Source organism: Yersinia sp. Marseille-Q3913 (assembly GCF_963892745.1).
GTDB classification, from domain to species: Bacteria; Pseudomonadota; Gammaproteobacteria; order Enterobacterales; family Enterobacteriaceae; genus Yersinia; species Yersinia bercovieri.
On sequence record NZ_CAWQAF010000066.1, the window covers coordinates 93,778 to 115,589 of the forward strand.

A 21,812-nucleotide genomic window follows, 5' to 3' on the forward strand; every position below is an offset into this window, starting at 1 on the left:
CACAGACTGTGAGCCAGGAATTCCATCAAGTAAAACTGCCGATGCCTTTGTCTGACATCGGCAATACCAATACATTGGGTAGCTATTACATTGAACTCTTTAGCCGTTTTTTTTATTCGCCGGTAACACCAGGCGCAACAAGCTGTAACCCACAATCGCTGCAGCGGTCGAACCTAGCAATATCCCCAGTTTGGAATAGGTGGTCAGAGCAAGATCCGCGCCTTCAAACGCCAGTGAAGCAATAAATATCGACATTGTAAAGCCGATACCACAGAGCACTGAAACGGCGAAAATCTGCTTAAAGTTTATCGCATCAGGCAGTTTAGCAATCCCTAACTTAACCGCGAGCCAACTAAAGATGAAAATCCCCAGTGGCTTACCAATAAATAGACCACTCGCAATCCCCAGAGGCAGTAACGATGTCAGCCCGGAGAGAGAAACACCCTGTAGCGAGACCCCGGCGTTGGCAAAAGCAAATAGTGGCAGAATCAAATAAGCAACCCACGGATGCAAACCATGTTCCAACGATTCCGAAGGTGAATGCTTATCTTTGGTATGCAGCGGGATCATAAAGCCAACAATGACTCCGGCTAAGGTTGCATGTACACCTGACTTGAGAATGCAGACCCACAGTATCAACCCCACCAGTAAATAGGCAGAGGTTTTCCCGACGCCACGCCAGTTCATGTAGCCTAGCAGCGCAATGGCCGCAGCGGCGATCCCCAAGGCTTGCACTGAAACCTCATGGGTATAAAACAGCGCAATAATAATGATGACACCCAGATCATCAATAATTGCCAGTGCCAGTAAAAACACTTTCAAGCTGGTCGGTACTCGGTTACCCAAGAGTGCCATGACCCCAAGGGCAAACGCGATATCTGTTGCGGCCGGAATTGCCCAACCTTGGCGGGTCACTTCATCCGCCCCATTAAATAGCAAATAGATCAGAGCAGGTGCCAACATACCGCCCAATGCTGCAATCGCAGGGAAAACCGCTTTATCGCGGCCTGCCAATGAGCCTTCCATCAGCTCGCGCTTAACTTCCAAGCCAACAACAAGAAAGAATACCGCCATTAAGCCATCGTTAATCCACAGCAATAGCGGCTTACTGATATCCAGCGACGCAATTTTTACGGATACCGGCACATCAAGAAATGATTGGTAAATCCCTTGTAGCGGGGTGTTAGCCATAAATAGGGCCACGATGGCGGCAAAGATTAAAATCAAGCCACCCGCAGCCTCTTGGCGCAAAAATTGACGAATCATGTTTGTCACAATGAATACTCCCTACATCGGACAGAAAAACCAGTCAGAGTGGCTGGCAAATGATTTATAAATTCTAGGCTAATTATTAGCTCGTAAAAAGTCGTTTTTATAGCAATTATTACTCGGAATTATCGATCTATTTGTAATATCAATCACATTAATTTGCGGCTAAAGCGCAAAGTCTCTGCTGATATATGTACGTAATAGAGAAAAAAAAGCCCACCAGTAATAAAATGTGGGCTTAAAAGATAGCTGCATCTGGAGTGTGGTAGCTCATACACCAATCATTAACACGCAACAGCCTCAACAATCGTCAGATAAGTGCCGGTGTCAATAATGCGGTTTATTTTCAAGTCGGCATTAGCTAGCAACTCTTTCAGCTCAACTTCTGTACGCTCTCTCCCGCCATCAAAACTGCCCAGCATCAGGATATCCATGCTTTTGCCGAAATGAGGTTGATTATCTTCCTGAATGAGGGTGTCCATGATCAGCACTTTCCCATTTGGCAGCATCGCCTTACGACAATTTCGCAGTATTTCTGTCGCTTTTTCATCAGGCCAGTCATGGACGATATATTTCAGTAAATAAAAATCAGCCGGTGGGCATGACTCAAAGAAACTACCGGGTTGGAGTCTCCAGCGGGAATCATCCCCTAATTCACCAAGGCGGGTTCGTTGCAGCACCGGTTCCCTATCAAATAAAATACCATGCAGTGTTGGATTGGCCTGCAACACCCTTAGCAACAATCCCCCCATGCCCCCTGCCACATCAACTACGGTCGCATTTTTCGGGAAATCATAGCTGCGCACCAGACAAGGATTTTCCACTTCTGACATCGATGACATGCCAGCGTGAAAATCATTTTCCTCGGTGTGATTTTCAGGCCGTGACCAATATTCGAAGAAAGAAGTGTTAAATATCTTCTTAAAAGCGGAGTGGCCGCGAACACTTTCTGCAATGATCCCCGCAGGACGCCAGAATGTTTCATCCGTTATCATTATTGCTGCCTGACGAAGTGAATAAGAAGATGATTTGCAGAGGCACTCTGCCACCGGAGTGAGCATAAATCGCTGCCCATCTATCTCTTTAAAAATATCTCGTGTCGCTAATAGCCGCATCACCCGATGTAAGGGTAGCGCATCAACACCCAGTTCCTGCGCCAGTTCCTGCGCTGTTTTTGGCCCATCTAAAAGATGATCAGCTACCCCCAAAAGGGCCACAGCACGAAGTGATGCCTGATAGCTGTAACCCATGAGTAAATCCATTAAATATAATGCAGCTGTTTCATTTTCATGTGTAAAATTCTTATTAGTTATCATGCTAACAATGCCTCTAATAGAGTATTAAGCAAGAGTGACAATCAACATTTCCGAGCAGACCAGCCCTCTGCTTATGACAGATAGGGTAGATAACTTGCTCGGCATATAATTATTGTCAAAATAAATAATAACTCAAATTAGGTATTAAACAGATTAACATAACTGTTGTGGTTTTTTATTTACATTTATATTTTAATATTTACACTGCACTGTATTTATCTTTAAAAATAGCTTATCAGATTGATTTAACTGAACTAATAAAAACCACGACCACATTAGTTAATATCACATACATTAATAACAGCAATGACATATATTCTGTCACTTATGAAAAACATAATATAAGCAGATAAATTTTAAATTAAGTGAAGAGTTAAGCATGAAGGAATTGCATATAGTTTTTAAATTAAATTATATTAATAGCAAGAAATAAATAATCAGGATAAATCAATTAAGTACAGATAGCAGAGTGAATCAATTCGTGGAAAGTCAATTTATTATTAAGTTAAATTACTTAGTCGTACTAAGTTCTGGAACTGCAAAAAACACTTTGCAAACTAATCTACCGGGCACTGAGCCAACCAAATGTGCTGTCACTTATGGCGACAGATGGCCAAATCAACTTACCGCACTGCGGCAACACATCATGACAAATAACTTAATCGAATCGATTTCAGCATCAAATAAGACAATAAATAAAAACCAGCCATAAAGCACAATGCCGACCAACTAAGGAGCTTTTGGCTCATCCTTAATTGATCGGCATTGTGCTGTTGGTGGCTTAAGCTGCATAACTCACAGGCTAAGCTATTTATTAACGGGTTAAATCATCAAAGAATTTTTTCACGCCATCGAGGAAGCTTTTAGAGCGGGGGCTATTTTTCTCACCCGCAGCGCCGACAAAACTCTCCTCCAGTTCGCGCAGTAGCTGTTTCTGCTTTTCGCTCAGATGGACTGGTGTTTCAACCACGACGCGGCATAACAAATCACCTTGACTCCCGCCACGAACGGATTTAACACCTTTGCCACGCATACGGAACAGCTTGCCAGTCTGGGTTTCCGCAGGCACTTTCAGCTTAACGCGACCATCTAGCGTTGGAACTTCAATCTCGCCACCCAAGGCTGCCATGGCAAAGTTAATTGGCACTTCGCAATACAGATTGTTGCCTTCGCGCTCGAAGATTGGGTGCGCTTTGACTTGCACCTGAACATATAAATCGCCTGCTGGTGCACCGTGCTCACCCGCTTCACCTTCGCCCGTTAAGCGAATGCGGTCACCGGTATCAACACCCGCCGGGATCTTAACCGACAGCGTTTTTGATTTCTCAACGCGACCATGCCCATGACACTTGTTGCAGGGATCTTTAATGATTTGGCCATTACCATGACAAGTAGGACATGCCTGCTGTACGGTAAAGAACCCTTGGCGCATATGCACCTGGCCCGCACCACGGCAAGTCGAACAGGTGACCGGAGAGCTTCCCGGTTTAGCACCGCTACCATGGCAAACGTCACACTCATTTAGCGTTGGGATGCGGATCTCTTTAGTTACACCGCGTACCGCTTCTTCCAGTGTCAGATCCATGTTGTAGCGCAGATCCGAACCACGGGATGCACGCTGACGACGCCCACCACCAAATATATCGCCGAAAACATCACCAAAGATATCGCTAAAATCAGCACCGCCACCCCCACCGAAACCGCCGCCGCCCATGCCACCTTGTTCGAAAGCGGCATGACCATACTGATCATATGCTGCGCGTTTTTGTGGGTCGGTCAGAATTTCGTAGGCTTCTTTAACTTCCTTAAAGTTTTCGCCGGTATCGTTCTCGTCCTGATTACGGTCCGGATGATACTTTACTGCCAGGCGTTTATAGGCCTTTTTGATTTCACGTTCATCGGCGTTCTTTTGAACACCCAGAACCTCGTAATAATCTCTCTTCGCCATTCTCTTATTTTCCTACCCTTAACATGCGTGCACGGGCGTAGAGTTTCCTCGACGCCCGTGCTGGTTTCCAGCAACAGTAAGGCCTACCACTGCTGTGCCCGCTTAAGGGCGATTATTTTTTGTCTTTTACTTCTTCGAATTCGGCGTCTACAACGTCGTCTTCTTTCTTGGCACTGGTATCACCAGCATCACCGCCTGCGGCAGCTTGCTGCTGCTGAGCCATCTCCAGCAATTTGCCAGAAACCTGCACCAGAGCCTGAGTTTTTGCTTCGATTTCAGCTTTGTCTTCACTTTTCAGAGCAGCTTCCAGCGCTTTCAAAGCATCTTCGATTGCAGTTTTATCTTCTGCTGGCAGTTTGTCACCGGCTTCTTCCAACTGTTTACGTGTACCGTGAATCAGATGGTCAGCTTGGTTGCGGGTCTGTACCAGCTCTTCAAACTTACGGTCAGCTTCTGCGTTAGCTTCCGCATCGCGCACCATTTTCTGGATCTCTTCTTCGTTCAAACCAGAAGATGCCTTGATGGTGATCTTCTGCTCGCGACCGGTATTTTTGTCTTTAGCAGACACATGTAAAATACCATCGGCGTCGATATCAAAGGTCACTTCGATTTGCGCCATACCACGAGGTGCCGCCTGAATACCATCCAGATTGAACTGACCCAGAGACTTGTTATCCTGAGCACGTTTACGCTCACCCTGTAGCACATGGATGGTTACCGCAGACTGGTTGTCTTCTGCAGTAGAGAACACCTGGCTGTGCTTAGTTGGGATAGTGGTGTTTTTGGTGATAAGCGGCGTCATTACACCACCCATAGTTTCAATACCCAGTGACAGTGGAGTCACGTCCAACAACAGAACGTCTTTCACTTCACCAGACAGAACACCACCCTGCACTGCCGCACCAATCGCTACAGCTTCATCTGGGTTCACGTCTTTACGTGGTTCTTTACCGAAGAAATCAGCTACTTTCTTCTGAACCATTGGCATACGAGTCTGACCACCCACCAGGATAACATCCTGAATATCGGAAACAGACAAGCCAGCATCCTGCAGAGCCACTTTCAGTGGTTCAATAGAACGGTTGACCAAATCTTCTACCAGTGACTCCAGTTTAGCGCGGGTCACTTTGATGTTCATATGTTTTGGACCGCTACCATCAGCCGTGATGTACGGCAGGTTAACGTCGGTCTGTTGAGCTGAAGAGAGCTCAATTTTTGCTTTTTCAGCGGCTTCTTTCAGGCGCTGCATTGCCAGTGGATCGGTACGCAGATCCATACCTTGGTCTTTCTTGAACTCATCAACCAAATAGTTGATCAGGCGGCTATCGAAGTCTTCACCACCCAAGTGGGTATCACCATTGGTTGCCAGAACTTCGAAGGTTTTTTCGCCATCAACATCATCGATTTCGATAATAGAGATATCGAAAGTACCACCACCGAGGTCATAAACCGCGATAGTGCGGTTACCCATCTCTTTGTCCAGACCGTAGGCCAGAGCCGCAGCAGTCGGTTCGTTGATGATACGTTTTACTTCCAGACCTGCGATACGGCCCGCATCTTTCGTTGCCTGACGCTGAGCATCGTTGAAGTACGCCGGTACAGTGATAACAGCTTCAGTGACGGGCTCACCCAGAAAATCTTCAGCTGTTTTCTTCATTTTCTTCAGCACTTCAGCAGAGATCTGCGGTGGTGCAACTTTCTGGCCTTTAACTTCAATCCAGGCATCACCATTGTCAGCTGCCACGATTTTGTACGGCATGATGTCCTTATCACGCTGTGCTTCTTCATCCTGGAAACGACGGCCAATCAAACGTTTGATAGCAAACAGTGTATTTTGTGGGTTAGTGATAGCCTGACGTTTAGCAGGTTGACCAACCAGAATTTCACCATCTTGGGTATAAGCGATGATAGAAGGTGTAGTACGGTCACCTTCGCTGTTCTCCAGCACACGCGCTTTTGTGCCATCCATAATAGCTACACAAGAGTTGGTAGTACCCAAGTCGATACCAATAATTTTACCCATCTAAAACGCCTCCACTAAAAAGTCATATTCGGTCAAGTTACTAATCTATATGTGGGCGGATTGCTTATTTTCAACTGCCCGTATTTTCTTAATCAATGTTTTCACGCCCAACATTCTGTTGATGCATGTCTCCGCTGATCCACGATTAGCTCCTGCGGTTGGGAATAAGATGGGGCCAGGAAACGCAGCATCAAGGGGGGAGATGAAAAAAAATTACTTTTTATCACCCTCAAGATCATTGTTTCCTACCGCGCGGATCATTATGATGCCGCGCGCACTGACGGAATAGACCACTTTTTGGTCATTCAGGCGCTTTATATTTATTTAAATAATTATACCAAATTTGCAGAGGACTTATGAACACCACCAAGTTGGCGAATCCTGGCCCATTAGGCCTAATGGGCTTTGGGATGACTACCGTCTTGCTTAACCTGCACAACGCAGGCTTCTTTCCCCTGACCTCTGTCATTCTGAGTATGGGGATTTTTTACGGCGGCCTGGCACAAATTTTAGCCGGCTTATTGGAGTACAAAAAGGGGAATACTTTTGCCGCAACCGCCTTTACCTCATATGGCGCATTCTGGTTGAGTCTGGTTGGCTTGCTGATGTTACCTAAAATGGGTCTGGCGGAGGCCACTGACGCACAGTTTCTCGGCGTTTATTTAGGTCTGTGGGGTATCTTCACGCTGTTTATGTTCTTCGGCACCTTACCTGCTAACCGTGCCTTACAGTTTGTTTTCGGCAGTCTGACACTGCTATTTGCACTACTGGCCGTGGGCAATTTCACTGGTAACCATTCGTTGCTGGTCTTTGCTGGCTTCGAAGGCATTATTTGCGGTGCCAGTGCAATTTATCTGGCAATGGCTGAAGTTCTGAACGAACAATATGGCCGTACCGTACTGCCAATTGGTGAGCCAAGCCAAAGTTTACAAGTGCAACCAGTGATTTAATTGCAACATTAGCAAAAGTTTTAGGCTTAACAACACACTGAATATCAGAGAGTATCTAATATTCAGTGTGTTTTACTATTCATAATTAAAGCCCCCTTAATACTATAATTATATATTATGTAAATAGAATTATCTTTTTAATATATACCACCACAAAAGACACAGCATAATATTATCATCAAGAATGATTTAAAAATAGATAAGGTGAATTTCACAATATCTCATATAATCCCAAAGCTCAGATAATAATAAGTCCAATTTTAATTAACGCAGTTAAGGGGATGCTTATGAAAATAGCAACTAAACTATTAGCCTGCATTATATTGGCACTATCGAAATCAGCCTACCCATATGATGACAACGTCTGTTTCTATATGGATGACGAGTATCAAGGTGAGAGCACTTGTTTACATCCCGGTCAGGAAGTAGATTTATATCTTGAGTATAAAAAATTATTCCATTCAGCCTACCCTTCACCGATCATTGATAATGACAGTGTAAACTCAATAAAAATCCCATCAGGTATGATGGCTAAGATATATAAAAATGATAATTTCAACCCACCATTTTTTTCATTAACAGAAAGTATTAGAGCTAAGGAATTAGGTATTATAGGAATGAACAATGAGATAAGTAGCATAAGAGTATCAAAAAACAACAAACTCAATTGCAATCAAAACTGTATTATATTAGAAGCATACGAAATAAAAATACCTGAATCCTTCGGTAAATACTGGGATGACAACCGTTTGGTTAATAAACAAATCCTACTTGTCTTTGATAATAAAACTAGTGGGGATGGCGATGGCTATAGTATTAATTTGATGAACGGACCAAGTATTAGTATTAATAAAAAAGGCATCATTTTTGCCGATTATAACATTTTCAATGAATTTATCTTTGAATACAGAGACAATGCAGATGAACTTGCTTTTATCATACAGTTAAATAATAACATCGTACAATTTCAATATATTAAGACGTTAGAAAAACAGTTAGTAGATATATCACCTATTATCTCATTCAAGTGGCAAGAACCTTTTGGTATAGAACCAAAAATAATCATCGGGAATCACAATAGTAATGGCCCATTGATATTAAACAGATCTATACTGACCGCCGATACTGGTGAGCAACATTGGGAGAAAAGAGATTTATCTGAAACGAGTAAGATAATATGTTCATTTACGCCTTTTCTCAATATCTATAACTATATTACTCAAGGTTCGTGTCGACAACTTGATAGAATCATATTCAGTGCCAAAGAGTACTTTGATAGTAATACAAAAGAAAAAACATTGCATATTGCCGGAGATAGTCTTCCACTCAAAGCTGAGTTATCAAAAGAAGAGACATCAACAGAAAAAAACAGTGATGAGCCCGTTGAAAATTATATGATGCTAAGTTATATCGATAGTACAAATCATCGGCAATCATTGAGCCTACCCGCAGTGGCAAAAACTTGTATGGCATCGATCTACTCGTTAATGAACCCACGTTTACCACGCCAAATAAGACCCCCTTGTATTGATTGGACGTTAGAGATCATGACTGATTTTACTCTGTTATTTGGCAACGATCTACGAACCTGGAATTCCGAGTATTTTAGCAAAGTTATAGATTCAATTATAAAAACAGGGGATACAGGTGCGGTAGTAGAAGATGCAGAAATAGAAAAACGATTCAGTACAGCTGTAAAAGAGAAAATCGCAGACAGAAGCGCTGGCAACGCCCTTAGTGATATTAAGACCGCATTTGATTATGCCCAATTAAGTTATTTGTCCTATAGCTTTTATTACTCTTCTGATGACATGCCTGCCCATGTAGAACAGCTACCACTGGGCGTTTATGAGCTGCTATTAGAAACATATGTCTATAAGCCAACAACACCTATGGTTATTGAAGATGGTCAGTTAGTTGCGCAATCTCAGTCAGATTTTGAAATAGAGATAATTACCACCCCCTCTCACGAAGAAGCAGAGAAACTATCAGATGCGGAAATTGAAAGAAATCGAGCCTTACGAGCAAAACTCATTGAGATTATTGAGCAATGGGGGCAACAATATCAAGGAACTCATATTGTTGATCTCGATGCTGATCCCGATATGACTGTGCAATTAAGTAAGACCCTTCATGCAGGGCATATTGTGACCGGGATAATTCACCGCAGATTGATAATTAAGCGCCCTGGTGAAATTTATGTCGTTGTCAGATTCCGGGGAGATATTATCGCGATTGTTCTGGCGGATCGTTTCAATAATAGAAACCAAGTAGAGCTGGTCGCTTCTGCAACACAGCCAGACTATATCTTAACACCAAATAGTGAAGGAACCGTAAGAGGGGCGGGAACAGCTGCCGTTAACGAATTAGCGCGATATTTACAGCAGGAAGGTGCCAGCACACTATTTTCTGAAGTGATCTCCCAACCCTCAGCACGCGTCAAACAAAAGGTCGGATTTACCTTTAAATCAGAATTCTAATGGGCATAACTAAAACAAAAGCCCATAACGTTTGATCACATTATGGGCTATTTTTCAAGGCGACTTAGCTTTAATGAGTGATAACTTAGTTAGCTCATTACCTTCTTCGTCATGTTGATTTTAACTTCGCTGTTAATATCGTTACGCAGATATACCCCGAGCAACAATCCTACTAGCGATAGCAGCAACATATAATATGCTGGCGCCATAGGAGTTACCTTCATCAATAGGGTTACCAAAATAGGTGTCAGGCCGCCGAATATGGCGTAAGCCACATTATAAGAAAATGAAATCCCGGTGAAGCGAACCTCTGCTGGGAAAGCGCGCACCATCACATAGGGCACCGCCCCGACAATCCCGACACAAAAGCCCGCCATCATATAATGGGTAAACAGCTGGGTCGGATCAGTTAAATTGGTGTGGTAGAACGACCATGTTGATAGAGCCAACATTAGGCTGCCGACAATAAAGGTTTTACTGGCACCGAAACGGTCGATGGCAAGACCGGCAATCACGCAACCACAAACCAGTGCAACAATCGCTAAACTGTTCGCCTGCAGTGCCAGCGCGGGTAATACACCGAACTGTTTCTGTAAATAAGTCGGGGTCATCAGGATAACCACCACAATACCGGCAGAAAGTAGCCAGGTGAGTAGCATCGAAACAACCACCTCTTTTTTGTAATTGACCACCACGGATTTCAGTGGCAACTCTTCAGCCAAGGCTTTGCGCGCCTGCATCTCTTTAAAGATAGGTGTCTCCTGCAACCAGCGGCGCAAATACATGGCGAACAGACCAAAGATCCCACCGAGGAAGAACGGCACACGCCAGCCACCATCCAAAATAGCCTGATGACTCAACGAGGTGTTCATTGCCGTTGCAACCAGCGACCCCAGTAAGATCCCCGCCGTTAAACCAGCAGTTAAGGTGCCACAGGCAATCCCGATACGTCGGCGCGGTACATGCTCCGCCACAAAGACCCAGGCACCGGGGACTTCACCACCAATTGCCGCCCCTTGCAACACGCGCATAAGGAGCAACAGCAGTGGTGCGGCGATGCCGATAGAGGCGTAAGTCGGCAGCATACCGATCGCCAGCGTTGGCAGTGCCATCAATAGAATACTGAGAGTAAACATCTTCTTACGGCCAACCAAGTCACCAAAATGCGCCATGATGATGCCGCCGAGTGGGCGGGCCAGGTAGCCAGCGGCGAAAATACCGAATGTCTGTACCTGACGCAGCCATTCAGGCATATCCGTCGGGAAGAAGAGGTCGCCAATTACCGCGGCAAAAAAGACAAAAATAATAAAGTCATAAAATTCTAGCGCCCCACCTAATGCAGCCAGCGTCAGGGTTTTATAATCTTGCTTATTTAACCGACGATTATAATTATGTTGTTGAGCAACATCATGTTGGGATAAGTCACTTTGAGATGAGTTGTGTTCTTGAGACATATGACACCGTAGTAAACCAGAGTTGGGGAAGAAAAATATTTTCAGCTTTTTGTAAAGTAAACATGACTATACCGTACAAAATTCCCCACACTCGCACAATGACATCTAATGCTGTATAAACTTTCAATTTAGCGTTTTATTTCAATTATGGCACTCTTAGGACGAAAAGCTGCTACTACTGCGCTGTTCGTTTCGATATAAGGTCCGTCCAGTAATTGAATGCAATAAGGCACGCTGGCAAAAATCCCCGCGACGATGACGTTAGATTGCGTATCTTTCACCCCTTCCAGCGTCTCTTTAATCGATTTAGGCTGCCCCGGTAAGTTGATGATCAATGCCTGCTTGCGGATAACCCCTACCTGACGGGATAAAATAGCGGTAGGAACAAAATGAAGACTAATTTGACGCATTTGCTCGCCAAAACCTGGCATCTGTCGATCGGCGATAGCCAGAGTAGCATCAGGAGTGACATCGCGCCTTGCCGGGCCAGTTCCTCCGGTGGTCAACACCAAATGACAGCCCATTTCATCGACTAACTCACACAGTGTGTGTTCAATCAGTGTTTGTTCGTCAGGAATAAGGCGCGTTTCTATTTCAAAGGGGGTGGTTAGCGCGCTTGCCAGCCACTCTTCCAGCGCCGGAATGCCTTTATCCTGATAAACCCCACTCGACGCCCGATCAGAGACGGAGACTAAGCCTATACGTAATGTATTCATGCGACTACCTCAACGAAATGCCTTTATCTGGTCGAATGATAACATACCCAAAGTGATTGCAGTGGCGGCCCGGGGAGTAAACTTTTCGAGCGAATAAGCCGTAGACAACAAAAAAGGCGGCTTACGCCACCTTTTCGTCAAATCTCGCGTGATCTGCTCAGATTACAGCAGGTCTGAGATCATTTTCTCAAGTTTGCCCTGATCGATAGCAAACTTGCGAATACCGTCAGCCAGTTTATCAATCGCCATTGGGTCCTGATTGTGCTGCCAGTAGAATTCAGCTTCAGTCAGTGGCGTAGGTTTCGGCTGAACTTCACCGGTGTAGGAGAGTTTACGCTCTACCGGGCCTTCGCTTTCTGCCAGCTCTTTCAGCAGAGATGGGGCGATTGTCAAGCGGTCACAGCCAGCCAATTCAATGATTTCGCCCAGATTACGGAAACTTGCGCCCATCACCACAGTCTTATAACCGTGTTGTTTGTAATACTGGTAGATCTCAGTCACTGAAACCACACCTGGATCTTCGTTTGGTGCAAACTCTTTTTTGTCGCCATTGGCTTTGTACCAGTCAAGAATACGGCCAACAAACGGAGAGATCAGGAACACACCCGCTTCAGCACAAGCACGTGCTTGAGCAAAGGAGAACAGCAGTGTCAGGTTGCAGTTGATGCCCTCTTTTTCCAGCTGTTCTGCAGCACGGATACCCTGCCAGGTAGAGGCCAGTTTGATCAGGATGCGCTCATTGCTGATGCCCGCTTCGTTATACAATTTGATCAGGCGCTTAGCTTTTGCCACGCTCGCAACGGTGTCGTAGGAGAGGCGCGCATCAACTTCGGTAGAAATACGCCCTGGGATCAGTTTCAGAATTTCCAAACCAATATTGACGGCCAGTTTGTCCGTTGCGTCGACAATCTGCTGAGCATGATCGCTGCTTTGTTCGCGCGCCCAAGCAATGGCTTCATCGATCAGTTTGCGATATTCAGGAATTTGAGCGGCATTCAGAATAAGGGATGGGTTGGTGGTTGCATCTTGCGGCTGATACAGCTTCATTGCCGCGATATCCCCCGTATCTGCGACTACAGTGGTGATTTGACGTAGGGAAGTAAGTTTATCGGTCATGTTGTCGTTTCTCGTCGTTTGTGCATGAACTTTTGGCATTGCGCAGCCCTGCCTTGTTCTGATAATAACATGCGTAAGCTTCGGTGCAAGGCAGTTAAACTGATTAAAAAAAGCGCAACCTTGCGCTCTCCGCTTCGCAACCGTTTTCGCCTTTCAAAACAGCTGGAAATCATCTAATTAATAGCAAATTCGTCCATTATTGTGATGCTGAGACGATTTAGCTAAGCTATATATCCTTTAAAAACTATACCCCCGATAAAGGAAACAGCCTACCTATCTTAGCAATCGTCCAATCTTCTTTTTGCTGACGCGCGCTTTTTGCTACAGTGTACCATTTGGATATACCCTAAGTAATTCGAGTGGCAGGAAGATGGCAACTGAGCAAATCCCCAAGAGCTTACATCAGTAAGTGACTGGGGTGAACGAAGACCGCCAGCGCACATGCAGCTTGAAGTATGACGGGTATAAATAGGATGCCGTGATGCTTATTATTATCTCCCCAGCCAAAACCCTCGATTATCAAAGTCCATTAGCGACCAACAAGTTCACTCGACCTGAAATGTTGGATAAATCACAAGCGCTTATCGAAATCTGCCGCGAGCTGACGCCGGCTAAAATTAGCAGCCTAATGGGGATTAGCGACAAACTGGCGGGCTTAAATGCGGCTCGCTTCAGTGAATGGCAGCCTGATTTCACACCAGAGAATGCCCGTCAGGCCATTCTGGCCTTCAAAGGTGATGTCTACACTGGGATGCAGGCACAGACTTTTAGCGATGCCGATTTTGATTTCGCCCAACAGCATTTACGGATGCTCTCTGGCCTATACGGCGTGCTACGCCCGTTGGATTTGATGCAGCCCTATCGGCTGGAAATGGGCATTAAGTTGGCGAATCCACAGGGCAAAGATCTCTATACATTTTGGGGTGATCAGATAACCGAAAAACTGAATCAGGCGCTGGCACAGCAAGGGGATAACGTGCTGATTAATCTGGCGTCTGATGAGTATTTCAAGGCCGTAAAAACGGCCAAAATAGCCGGTTCACTGATTAAGCCGGTATTTTTAGATGAGAAAAACGGTAAATATAAAATCATCAGTTTCTACGCCAAGAAAGCCCGTGGCTTGATGAGTCGTTTTATTATTCAGAATAAGTTAACCAAACCTGAACAACTGGTTGATTTTAATCTGGAAGGTTATGAGTTTGATGCAGGGCTGTCAGCGAAAAACGAGCTGGTATTTAAGCGGGCTGAACAGCACTGAAAATTGAAAGGGCCATCAGTTGAACTGGCCCTTTCACCTCTATACTAGCGGTAGATTACTTTGGTAGAGCCATTAAGAACGCCCGCATTGTCGCAAAATCTGCTGGTAAATCATGGGATAGCAACGGTAATTGCGCCCGTATCGCCAGTGGTTTTGGCAAAGGTAACTCCTGGCCCAAAATGGCTTCCACACTCTCTTTGAACTTCGCCGGGTGTGCAGTACCAATGAACAGCCCGAATTCACCATCTTGCAACTGATCACGCAATACACGGTAAGCAATAGCGGCGTGAGGCTCTGAGATGTAACCCAGTTTCGCCAGCTCGCGCAGAGTCTCTTTTGTCACTTCATCACTCACCGCCCCGTGGCCCAAATCCTTCAACTGCCAGACCTTACGGCGATATAACTCCTCCACGCGCGGCCAGTTATTCGGCTGGCTGACATCCATGGCATTCGATAAGGTCGCGACCGTGGATTTTGGCTGCCATTGGCCGTTGACCAAGAAACGCGGCACGGTATCGTTGGCATTGGTGGCCGCGATAAAGCGCTTCACCGGTAAACCTAAGGATTTAGCCAGCAGACCTGCGGTCAAATCACCAAAGTTACCGCTTGGCACAGAGATAACCAGTTGATTACGCGCTTCTTGTGGCAGTTGGGCGACCGCTTCAAAGTAGTAGCAAATCTGAGCCAGTAAGCGGCTGATATTGATTGAGTTCGCCGAGTTAAGACTCAGTTCCTGTTTTAACTCTTCATCATCGAAAGCTTGCTTGACCAGCGCCTGACAGGCATCAAAATCGCCATCAATCGCCACGGTGTGAATATTGCCCCCCAGCGTGCAGAACAATTTCTCTTGCAGCGGGCTGATTTTTCCGCGTGGATAGAGGATAACCACACGCACATTTTTCAGGCCGTAGAAAGCATGAGCCACCGCCGCACCAGTATCACCGGAGGTCGCCGTTAAGATGGTCACTGGTTGGTCGCCAGCGACTTCGGCCAGCATTTGCGCCATAAAACGAGCGCCAAAATCTTTAAACGCCAACGTCGGGCCGTGGAACAGCTCCAGTGTGGCGATATCATTCTCAACTTGCGCTATCGGTGCCGGAAACTCAAAGGCCGCCTGAACGCGCTTGGTCATCACTTCAGGGGCAATTTCACTGCCAATAAAAGCGGACAAAATACGGCTGCTGCGCGTCACAAAGTCCAGATCTAGCAGTTGGTCAATCTCTGTTACGTTAAATTCGGGCAACTCCAGCGGGAAAAAAAGCCCCTGCTGCTTACCCAGGCCCTGCTTGATCGCTTGCGAGAAGCTGACCTGCTCGTTGTGATCTTTAAGGTTATACAGTTTCATGCGTTATCCCAGTAGTCGTGCGCCTGCGGTATCCAGACGGCAAATATGAACAAAACCTTCATCGTTTTGCAGGTAGTGATTTTGTAACCAGCTCGCCATGCGCTGCGCGGTTTCAGTGTCGTTACAGACAGCAAACAGCGTCGGGCCGGAGCCAGAAATGCCACAGGCCAGCGCGCCGATATCCTGTGCTGCTTGTCGTGCAGCCGCAAAGCCTGGCAGCAATTGGGTGCGGTAAGGTTCCGCAATAACATCTTTCATCATTTTGGCGGCTAAATCTGGCTGCTGCGTATGGCAGGCATGAATGAATCCCGCTAGGTTGCGCCCATGTGCAATGCAATCCTGACGGCGATATTGTGCCGGTAAAATGGCGCGTGCCTCAGCCGTTGAGACTTTAATGCCCGGATAGGCCATCACCCACAACCAGTCGTCAAAACCTGGGACGCTCTGGCTGATGTAGCCTTCCTGCTCAAGAATTAGCTGCATCCCGCCCAAATAACAGGGCGCGACATTATCAAAATGGACACTTCCAGAGACACGCCCTTCTAACTCGCCCATCAGCCCCAACAGCGTCACTTCATCCAGCGGCTTGCCACAGAATTCGTTCATTGCCATCAAACCAGCCACCACCGAGCAAGCACTGGAACCCAGCCCTGAACCAATCGGCATGTTCTTTTCCAGCACCATTGCCACAGGGATGGTTTTGCCGATCTCCTGACAAAAACGCTCCCAACATTGATAAACGATATTCTCTTTTGGGTCATCAGGCAGTTTGCTGACAAAGCGGCCTTCATTGCGCAGACTAAAACTATCAGCCGCAGTCACACTGACGCAATCGCCAAGCAGAGTGCCGTCTATCGGTGTCACTGCCGCGCCCAGCACATCAAAGCCGACGCTGACATTGCCAATCGATGCCGGAGCATAGATTTTAACCATATTTAAACTCCCAACTTCCATGATAATGTGCGTAAAAGATCGGCAAACACCCCAGCAGCAGTCACGTCATTACCTGCGCCATAACCGCGTAATACCAACGGAATCGGCTGATAATAGCGGGTATAGAACGCCAATGCGTTTTCACCATTCTTAACTTTATACAGTGGATCGTTACTATCAACCGCATCCATCCGCACTTTACAACGCCCGTCCTCAATGGCCCCGACATAGCGCAACACTTTCCCCTGCTCTGCGGCATTGGCCACCAAACGGGTAAACTCCGCGTCCAATGACGGTAGACGTGTCAGGAAGCTGTTTACGTCACCCGAAGCATCAAAACTTGCTGGCAGCACGGACTCGACCTCAATATCCGCCAGTTCAAGTTTGTACCCCGCTTCACGGGCCAAGATCAACAATTTACGGGCAACATCCATCCCAGACAGGTCATCCCGTGGATCTGGCTCGGTATACCCCATCGCCTTGGCCTGCAATGTGGCCTCTGATAATGTCATCCCTTCGTCCAGTTTGCCGAAGATAAAGGAGAGCGATCCTGACAGGATGCCAGAGAAGCGCATCAGTTCGTCACCGGCATTGAGCAGATTCTGTAAGTTCTCGATCACCGGCAAACCCGCACCGACATTGGTGTCATACAAGAACTTACGGCATGATTTTGCCGCCGCCGCGCGCATCTGGCGGTAGTAGTTCATTGATGAAGTGTTGGCTTTCTTGTTTGGCGTGACCACATGGAAACCATCTGCCAGGAAATCAGCATATTGATCCGCCACGGCCTGGCTGGAGGTGCAGTCAACAATCACCGGATTGAGCAAGTGATACTCTTTCACCAAGCGAATCAGGCGGCTCAGGTTAAACGGCTCCTGCACTTCAGCCAATTCGTGACGCCAGTTATCCAGCGCAATCCCATGCACATTGGTCAACATGGCTTTGGAGTTGGCGATGCCGCAAACGCGCAGATCAATGTGGCGCTGTTTCAGCCATGGTTGCTGGCGATAGATTTGCTCAATCAATGCCCCACCCACACCGCCGACACCAATCACGAACACTTCAATCACTTGATCGGTGTTAAACAGCATTTGGTGACAGACACGCACGCCAGTTGTCGCCGCCTCATTACTGACCACCACCGAAATAGAGCGCTCGGACGAACCCTGAGCGATCGCAATGATATTGATGTTGGCACGGGCCAACGCCGAGAAGAAGCGGGCTGAGATCCCACGCAGGGTGCGCATACCGTCGCCGACGACAGAGATAATCGCTAGATGCTCCATCACATCCAGCGGCTCCAATACGCCATCTTTAAGTTCCAGATAAAACTCCTCTTCCAGTGCCTTACGGGCGCGCAGAAGCTCCCCTTGTGGCACACAGAAGCTGATGCTGTATTCGGAAGAAGACTGAGTGATCAGTACCACAGAGATACCACTGCGAGACATCACGGCAAAGACGCGGGCAGCCATACCGACCATCCCTTTCATTCCCGGCCCTGACACGTTAATCATCGCCATGTTATTCAGGTTGGTGATGCCTTTTACCGGGAAACCGTCGTCACTGCTCTCGCCGCCAATCAGTGTGCCGGGAGCTTGCGGGTTAGCAGTGTTTTTTATCAGGCAAGGGATCTGGAACTGGGCGATGGGGGCGATAGTGCGGGGGTGAAGAACCGAAGCGCCAAAGTAGGATAGCTCCATCGCCTCCTGATATGACATCGATTTCAATAATCGCGCATCAGGGACAACACGGGGGTCGCAAGTATAAACCCCATCAACATCAGTCCAGATCTCACAACAGTCCGCGCGCAAGCAGGCGGCCAGTACAGCGGCTGAGTAGTCGGAACCATTACGCCCCAACACCACCAACTCACCTTTGTCATTACCGGCAGTGAACCCTGCCATCAGGATGATATGGTCGGCAGGAATATTGCTGGAGCCAATACGGCGAGTCGATTCAGTGATATCCACCGTGGATTCGAGATAGTGGCCTTGAGCCAGCAGTTTCTCGACCGGATTAATCACGCTGACTTGATAACCTTTCGCCTGGAATAACGCTTCCATAATAACAATGGAGAGTTTTTCGCCACGACAAATGATAGCCGCATTGATGCCGTCCGGACACTGTCCCAGCAAGGAGATACCGTGTAAAACGTGCTTGAGTTGCGCAAACTCATGGGCTACCAAGGCTTTCAAACGCTCATAGTCAAAGCCCGGTTGGGCATCTGCTAGCCCACGCAATAGTTCGGAAAAAATCCGCTCGGCATCACTGATGTTTGGCGAGATATCTTGCCCAGCGACCATTTTGTCGATCATCGCGACCAGATGGTTGGTAATTTTAGCGGGCGCGGATAATACCGTAGCCACTTGTCCCTGACGCACATTACTTTCAATGATATCGGCAACACGCATAAAGCGTTCTGCATTTGCTACTGATGTCCCGCCAAATTTCAGCACTCGCATTTCTGGTTCTCTCCCGCTTTCGCGCTTTTTTATCGCAAACTTTTTTTGCAAAGATTTGATTGAAAAAAAAAGCCCGCACTGTCTAGGTGCGGGCTTTTTTCTGTTGTTTCCTGTACGCGTCAGCCCGCCCCGTAACCTGTGGTTTCGGTGGTGGTAATAATCGTTGTAATCAGGCTGATGTATCGCATGTCGTCTGTCTGTCTCATAAATGAAGCTCTCCCTCTATTGGTTAAAGCAATCGCCCTATGAAGTCAAATTTTTTCATCTAATGGCCCTAATTGACTTACTACTCCATCAGGGTTAATCCTCTAAACCTACAGCGGTTATCCGGCAATACAATTAAAAATAATGGTTAATAGCCAGATAATAAAACTGAAATATTCACTTTAATCGCTATTATTAACTTTAACATTTTTTTTCAACTTAATGATAGAACCCCCTGACAGGCCATTGATACCAGCTCTATGATAAAATCCGCTTAAAGCAACGAAATAGTCATTTTCTGACTCGCTATTCAGACTAGCTTTCTAAAAAGTAGCAAAAAATGCCTCTGGCCCTTGTTGCTTTACATTTGGCTAACATTGGCGATAATTCTTCTTATGCTTTTATGCGAAATAGCGCGCTGGCAAGAAAAATCGGTTCATTGCCGTCATGGTGGAAGAATATTGATTTTAAACAATAAAAATCAATAGATTAGAAAAGTGTTTTTTTTGTTACGTCTGACAATCAATTTTTAATATTAATTACACTGAATCGATCACATATTTTAGCCCATCATCGCTTAAGCTGGTATTCTTGTAAGTCTTTTTCACAAAAGTGTTAACGTGCTACAATTGAATTTGATATATGTCAACAAAGCGTAGTTTTGTTGGGTGGTAGATTCGGCTCACACTGTTATATTGCTGTTAATAGGGTTAGGATATGCGCCGCTTTTGTCACCTTTGGGGCTGTAGGGAGTAACACCCCGACCAAGCTAGTGATGTTGTTGACGTTGATGGAAAGTGCATCAAGAACGCGTTTACGTACTTTAGTCATGTGATGAACGGGATGACGAGTAACAAGTCAATAAAAATCCTAATATAACAAAGACTTCTGTACTTCCTATTTCTATTTTGTTGGCAATTTTAGGTAGCAAACATGCAGACCCCGCACATTCTGATCGTAGAAGATGAGATAGTTACTCGTAACACCCTGAAGAGCATTTTCGAGGCGGAAGGCTATGTTGTTCATGAAGCCAATGATGGCGCAGAAATGCACCACATTCTGTCTGAGAATGATATTAACTTAGTTATCATGGACATCAATCTGCCGGGCAAAAATGGCCTGCTGCTGGCACGGGAACTTCGTGAACAAGCCAGTGTTGCCCTGATGTTCCTGACCGGTCGTGATAACGAAGTAGATAAGATCCTTGGCCTGGAAATTGGCGCTGATGATTACATCACCAAACCTTTCAATCCGCGCGAATTAACTATTCGGGCACGCAACCTGCTGTCTCGTACCATGAATCTGGGTAGCGTCGGCGAAGAGCGCCGTTTGGTTGAGAGCTATAAATTTAATGGCTGGGAGCTGGATATCAATAGCCGCTCACTGATAAGCCCTGCTGGCGAGCACTATAAGCTGCCACGTAGTGAGTTCCGCGCCATGCTGCACTTCTGCGAAAACCCGGGCAAAATTCAATCCCGTGGTGAATTGCTGAAGAAAATGACCGGTCGCGAGCTGAAACCGCATGACCGTACAGTTGACGTGACCATCCGTCGTATTCGTAAGCATTTCGAATCTACGCCGGACACGCCTGAAATCATCGCCACTATCCACGGCGAAGGTTATCGTTTTTGTGGTGATCTGGAAGAGTAATCTTTCGCTAACACACAAAGATAAAAAGGCCAGCTTAAATGCTGGCTTTTTTATGCCTCTAACCTGTTAAATCAGATAGTTACCACGGCATAATCGGCACTGCGCTGATAGCATTTTTCGGTGAGCCATCAACCACACGATCCGAATAGGTCAGATAGATTAACGCATTGCGTTTTTGATCATAGAAACGCACCACCTGTAACTTTTTAAATACCAGTGAAGTCCGCTTCTGGAAAACCACCGTACCGTCAGATTTCTTATTCCGAATCTTGTCACTTAGCTCTATCGGCCCCACTTGCTGGCAAGATATTGCTGCGTCAGACGTATCTTCCGCCAACCCTAACCCGCCTTTGATACCACCGGTTTTTGCCCGGCTGATATAACAAGTTACATTTTTAACATCAGGGTCATCGAAGGCTTCAACCACGATTTTATGATCCGGCCCCAGCAGCTTAAATACCGTATCGACTGAACCAATCTCCTCCGCATGGGCGCTAATTGCCCCCAAAGAAAGTATACAACCAAGCAATATCCAACTTTTTTTCATACACTTACTCCATTCCGTTGAATAAGGTTATTCAACGCTAACTATTTTTAGCAAAAATAAAATATTCGTTAAAAAACCATTTTATCGATCTTAGATACTTTTTTAACACATAACGATAGGAAATTCTTAAGCAGTCGGGAA

At 46.2% G+C, this 21,812-nt stretch carries 17 protein-coding genes and 1 other annotated feature; of the genes, 4 read left to right on the forward strand and 13 right to left on the reverse strand.

Translation table 11 applies throughout. The features are described 5' to 3' along the window. Positions 1 to 99: 99 nt before the first annotated feature. The 4 genes from nhaA to dnaK form a co-directional block, all read right to left on the reverse strand. Positions 100 to 1,275 (reverse strand): Na+/H+ antiporter NhaA, encoded by a 1,176-nt coding sequence (gene nhaA, locus AACW11_RS17640; protein ID WP_212584973.1) that lies wholly within the window; start codon positions 1,273 to 1,275, stop codon positions 100 to 102. A gap of 278 nt (positions 1,276 to 1,553) precedes the next feature. Continuing rightward, complete coding sequence (locus AACW11_RS17645; RefSeq protein WP_212584974.1) at positions 1,554 to 2,585, reverse strand: methyltransferase; 1,032 nt, start codon at positions 2,583 to 2,585, stop codon at positions 1,554 to 1,556. Positions 2,586 to 3,399: 814 nt separating this feature from the next. After that, complete coding sequence (gene dnaJ, locus AACW11_RS17650) at positions 3,400 to 4,533, reverse strand: molecular chaperone DnaJ (RefSeq protein ID WP_004875371.1); 1,134 nt, start codon at positions 4,531 to 4,533, stop codon at positions 3,400 to 3,402. A 112-nt stretch (positions 4,534 to 4,645) separates the two neighbouring features. Continuing rightward, positions 4,646 to 6,556 (reverse strand): molecular chaperone DnaK, encoded by a 1,911-nt coding sequence (gene dnaK / locus AACW11_RS17655; RefSeq protein WP_212584975.1) that lies wholly within the window; start codon positions 6,554 to 6,556, stop codon positions 4,646 to 4,648. Positions 6,557 to 6,912: 356 nt separating this feature from the next. Between dnaK and satP the strand changes: the two genes are divergently transcribed. Both satP and AACW11_RS17665 read left to right on the forward strand, forming a co-directional pair. Further along, on the forward strand, positions 6,913 to 7,506 hold the full coding sequence (gene satP, locus AACW11_RS17660; RefSeq protein WP_212584976.1) for an acetate uptake transporter: 594 nt from the start codon (positions 6,913 to 6,915) through the stop codon (positions 7,504 to 7,506). A gap of 287 nt (positions 7,507 to 7,793) precedes the next feature. Beyond that, on the forward strand, positions 7,794 to 9,986 hold the full coding sequence (locus AACW11_RS17665) for a GNAT family N-acetyltransferase (protein ID WP_249192775.1): 2,193 nt from the start codon (positions 7,794 to 7,796) through the stop codon (positions 9,984 to 9,986). Positions 9,987 to 10,075: 89 nt separating this feature from the next. Here AACW11_RS17665 and AACW11_RS17670 read toward each other — a convergent pair whose 3' ends face one another. The 3 genes from AACW11_RS17670 to tal all read right to left on the reverse strand — a co-directional run bounded on the left by AACW11_RS17670 (position 10,076) and on the right by tal (position 13,272). Then, entirely contained in the window at positions 10,076 to 11,440 is a 1,365-nt protein-coding gene (locus AACW11_RS17670; protein WP_212584977.1) for an MFS transporter, read from the reverse strand. A gap of 128 nt (positions 11,441 to 11,568) precedes the next feature. Next, a complete protein-coding gene (gene mog, locus AACW11_RS17675; protein ID WP_212584978.1) occupies positions 11,569 to 12,156 on the reverse strand; it encodes a molybdopterin adenylyltransferase in 588 nt (195 codons plus the stop codon). A 162-nt stretch (positions 12,157 to 12,318) separates the two neighbouring features. Continuing rightward, on the reverse strand, positions 12,319 to 13,272 hold the full coding sequence (tal, locus tag AACW11_RS17680; protein ID WP_212584979.1) for a transaldolase: 954 nt from the start codon (positions 13,270 to 13,272) through the stop codon (positions 12,319 to 12,321). A gap of 481 nt (positions 13,273 to 13,753) precedes the next feature. Here tal and yaaA point away from each other — a divergent pair, with 481 nt between their 5' ends. Beyond that, the gene (gene yaaA, locus AACW11_RS17685; RefSeq protein WP_212584980.1) at positions 13,754 to 14,530 is read left to right on the forward strand and encodes a peroxide stress protein YaaA; all 777 of its coding nucleotides are present in this window, start codon (positions 13,754 to 13,756) and stop codon (positions 14,528 to 14,530) included. Positions 14,531 to 14,585: 55 nt separating this feature from the next. Here yaaA and thrC read toward each other — a convergent pair whose 3' ends face one another. The 5 genes from thrC to AACW11_RS17710 form a co-directional block, all read right to left on the reverse strand. Continuing rightward, a complete protein-coding gene (gene thrC / locus AACW11_RS17690; RefSeq protein ID WP_212584981.1) occupies positions 14,586 to 15,875 on the reverse strand; it encodes a threonine synthase in 1,290 nt (429 codons plus the stop codon). A 3-nt stretch (positions 15,876 to 15,878) separates the two neighbouring features. Continuing rightward, on the reverse strand, positions 15,879 to 16,808 hold the full coding sequence (gene thrB / locus AACW11_RS17695) for a homoserine kinase (RefSeq protein WP_212584982.1): 930 nt from the start codon (positions 16,806 to 16,808) through the stop codon (positions 15,879 to 15,881). 2 nt (positions 16,809 to 16,810) lie between these two features. Then, the gene (gene thrA / locus AACW11_RS17700; RefSeq protein ID WP_212584983.1) at positions 16,811 to 19,270 is read right to left on the reverse strand and encodes a bifunctional aspartate kinase/homoserine dehydrogenase I; all 2,460 of its coding nucleotides are present in this window, start codon (positions 19,268 to 19,270) and stop codon (positions 16,811 to 16,813) included. A gap of 62 nt (positions 19,271 to 19,332) precedes the next feature. Continuing rightward, positions 19,333 to 19,451, reverse strand: a sequence feature (Thr leader region). Then, a complete protein-coding gene (thrL, locus tag AACW11_RS17705) occupies positions 19,390 to 19,476 on the reverse strand; it encodes a thr operon leader peptide (RefSeq protein ID WP_071822419.1) in 87 nt (28 codons plus the stop codon). Its footprint overlaps the feature before it by 62 nt. Positions 19,477 to 20,164: 688 nt before the next feature. Next, positions 20,165 to 20,305: a hypothetical protein gene (locus tag AACW11_RS17710; protein ID WP_004706054.1), complete on the reverse strand. Its 141-nt coding sequence runs from the start codon at positions 20,303 to 20,305 to the stop codon at positions 20,165 to 20,167. Positions 20,306 to 20,407: 102 nt separating this feature from the next. Here AACW11_RS17710 and arcA point away from each other — a divergent pair, with 102 nt between their 5' ends. Continuing rightward, on the forward strand, positions 20,408 to 21,124 hold the full coding sequence (gene arcA, locus AACW11_RS17715; protein ID WP_004706052.1) for a two-component system response regulator ArcA: 717 nt from the start codon (positions 20,408 to 20,410) through the stop codon (positions 21,122 to 21,124). Between the two features lie 79 nt (positions 21,125 to 21,203). Here the strand turns inward: arcA and creA are convergent, their stop codons facing one another. After that, positions 21,204 to 21,671 carry a protein CreA gene (gene creA / locus AACW11_RS17720; protein ID WP_212584984.1) on the reverse strand — a complete coding sequence of 156 codons (468 nt, stop codon included), beginning with the start codon at positions 21,669 to 21,671 and terminating at the stop codon, positions 21,204 to 21,206. Positions 21,672 to 21,812 lie beyond the last annotated feature (141 nt).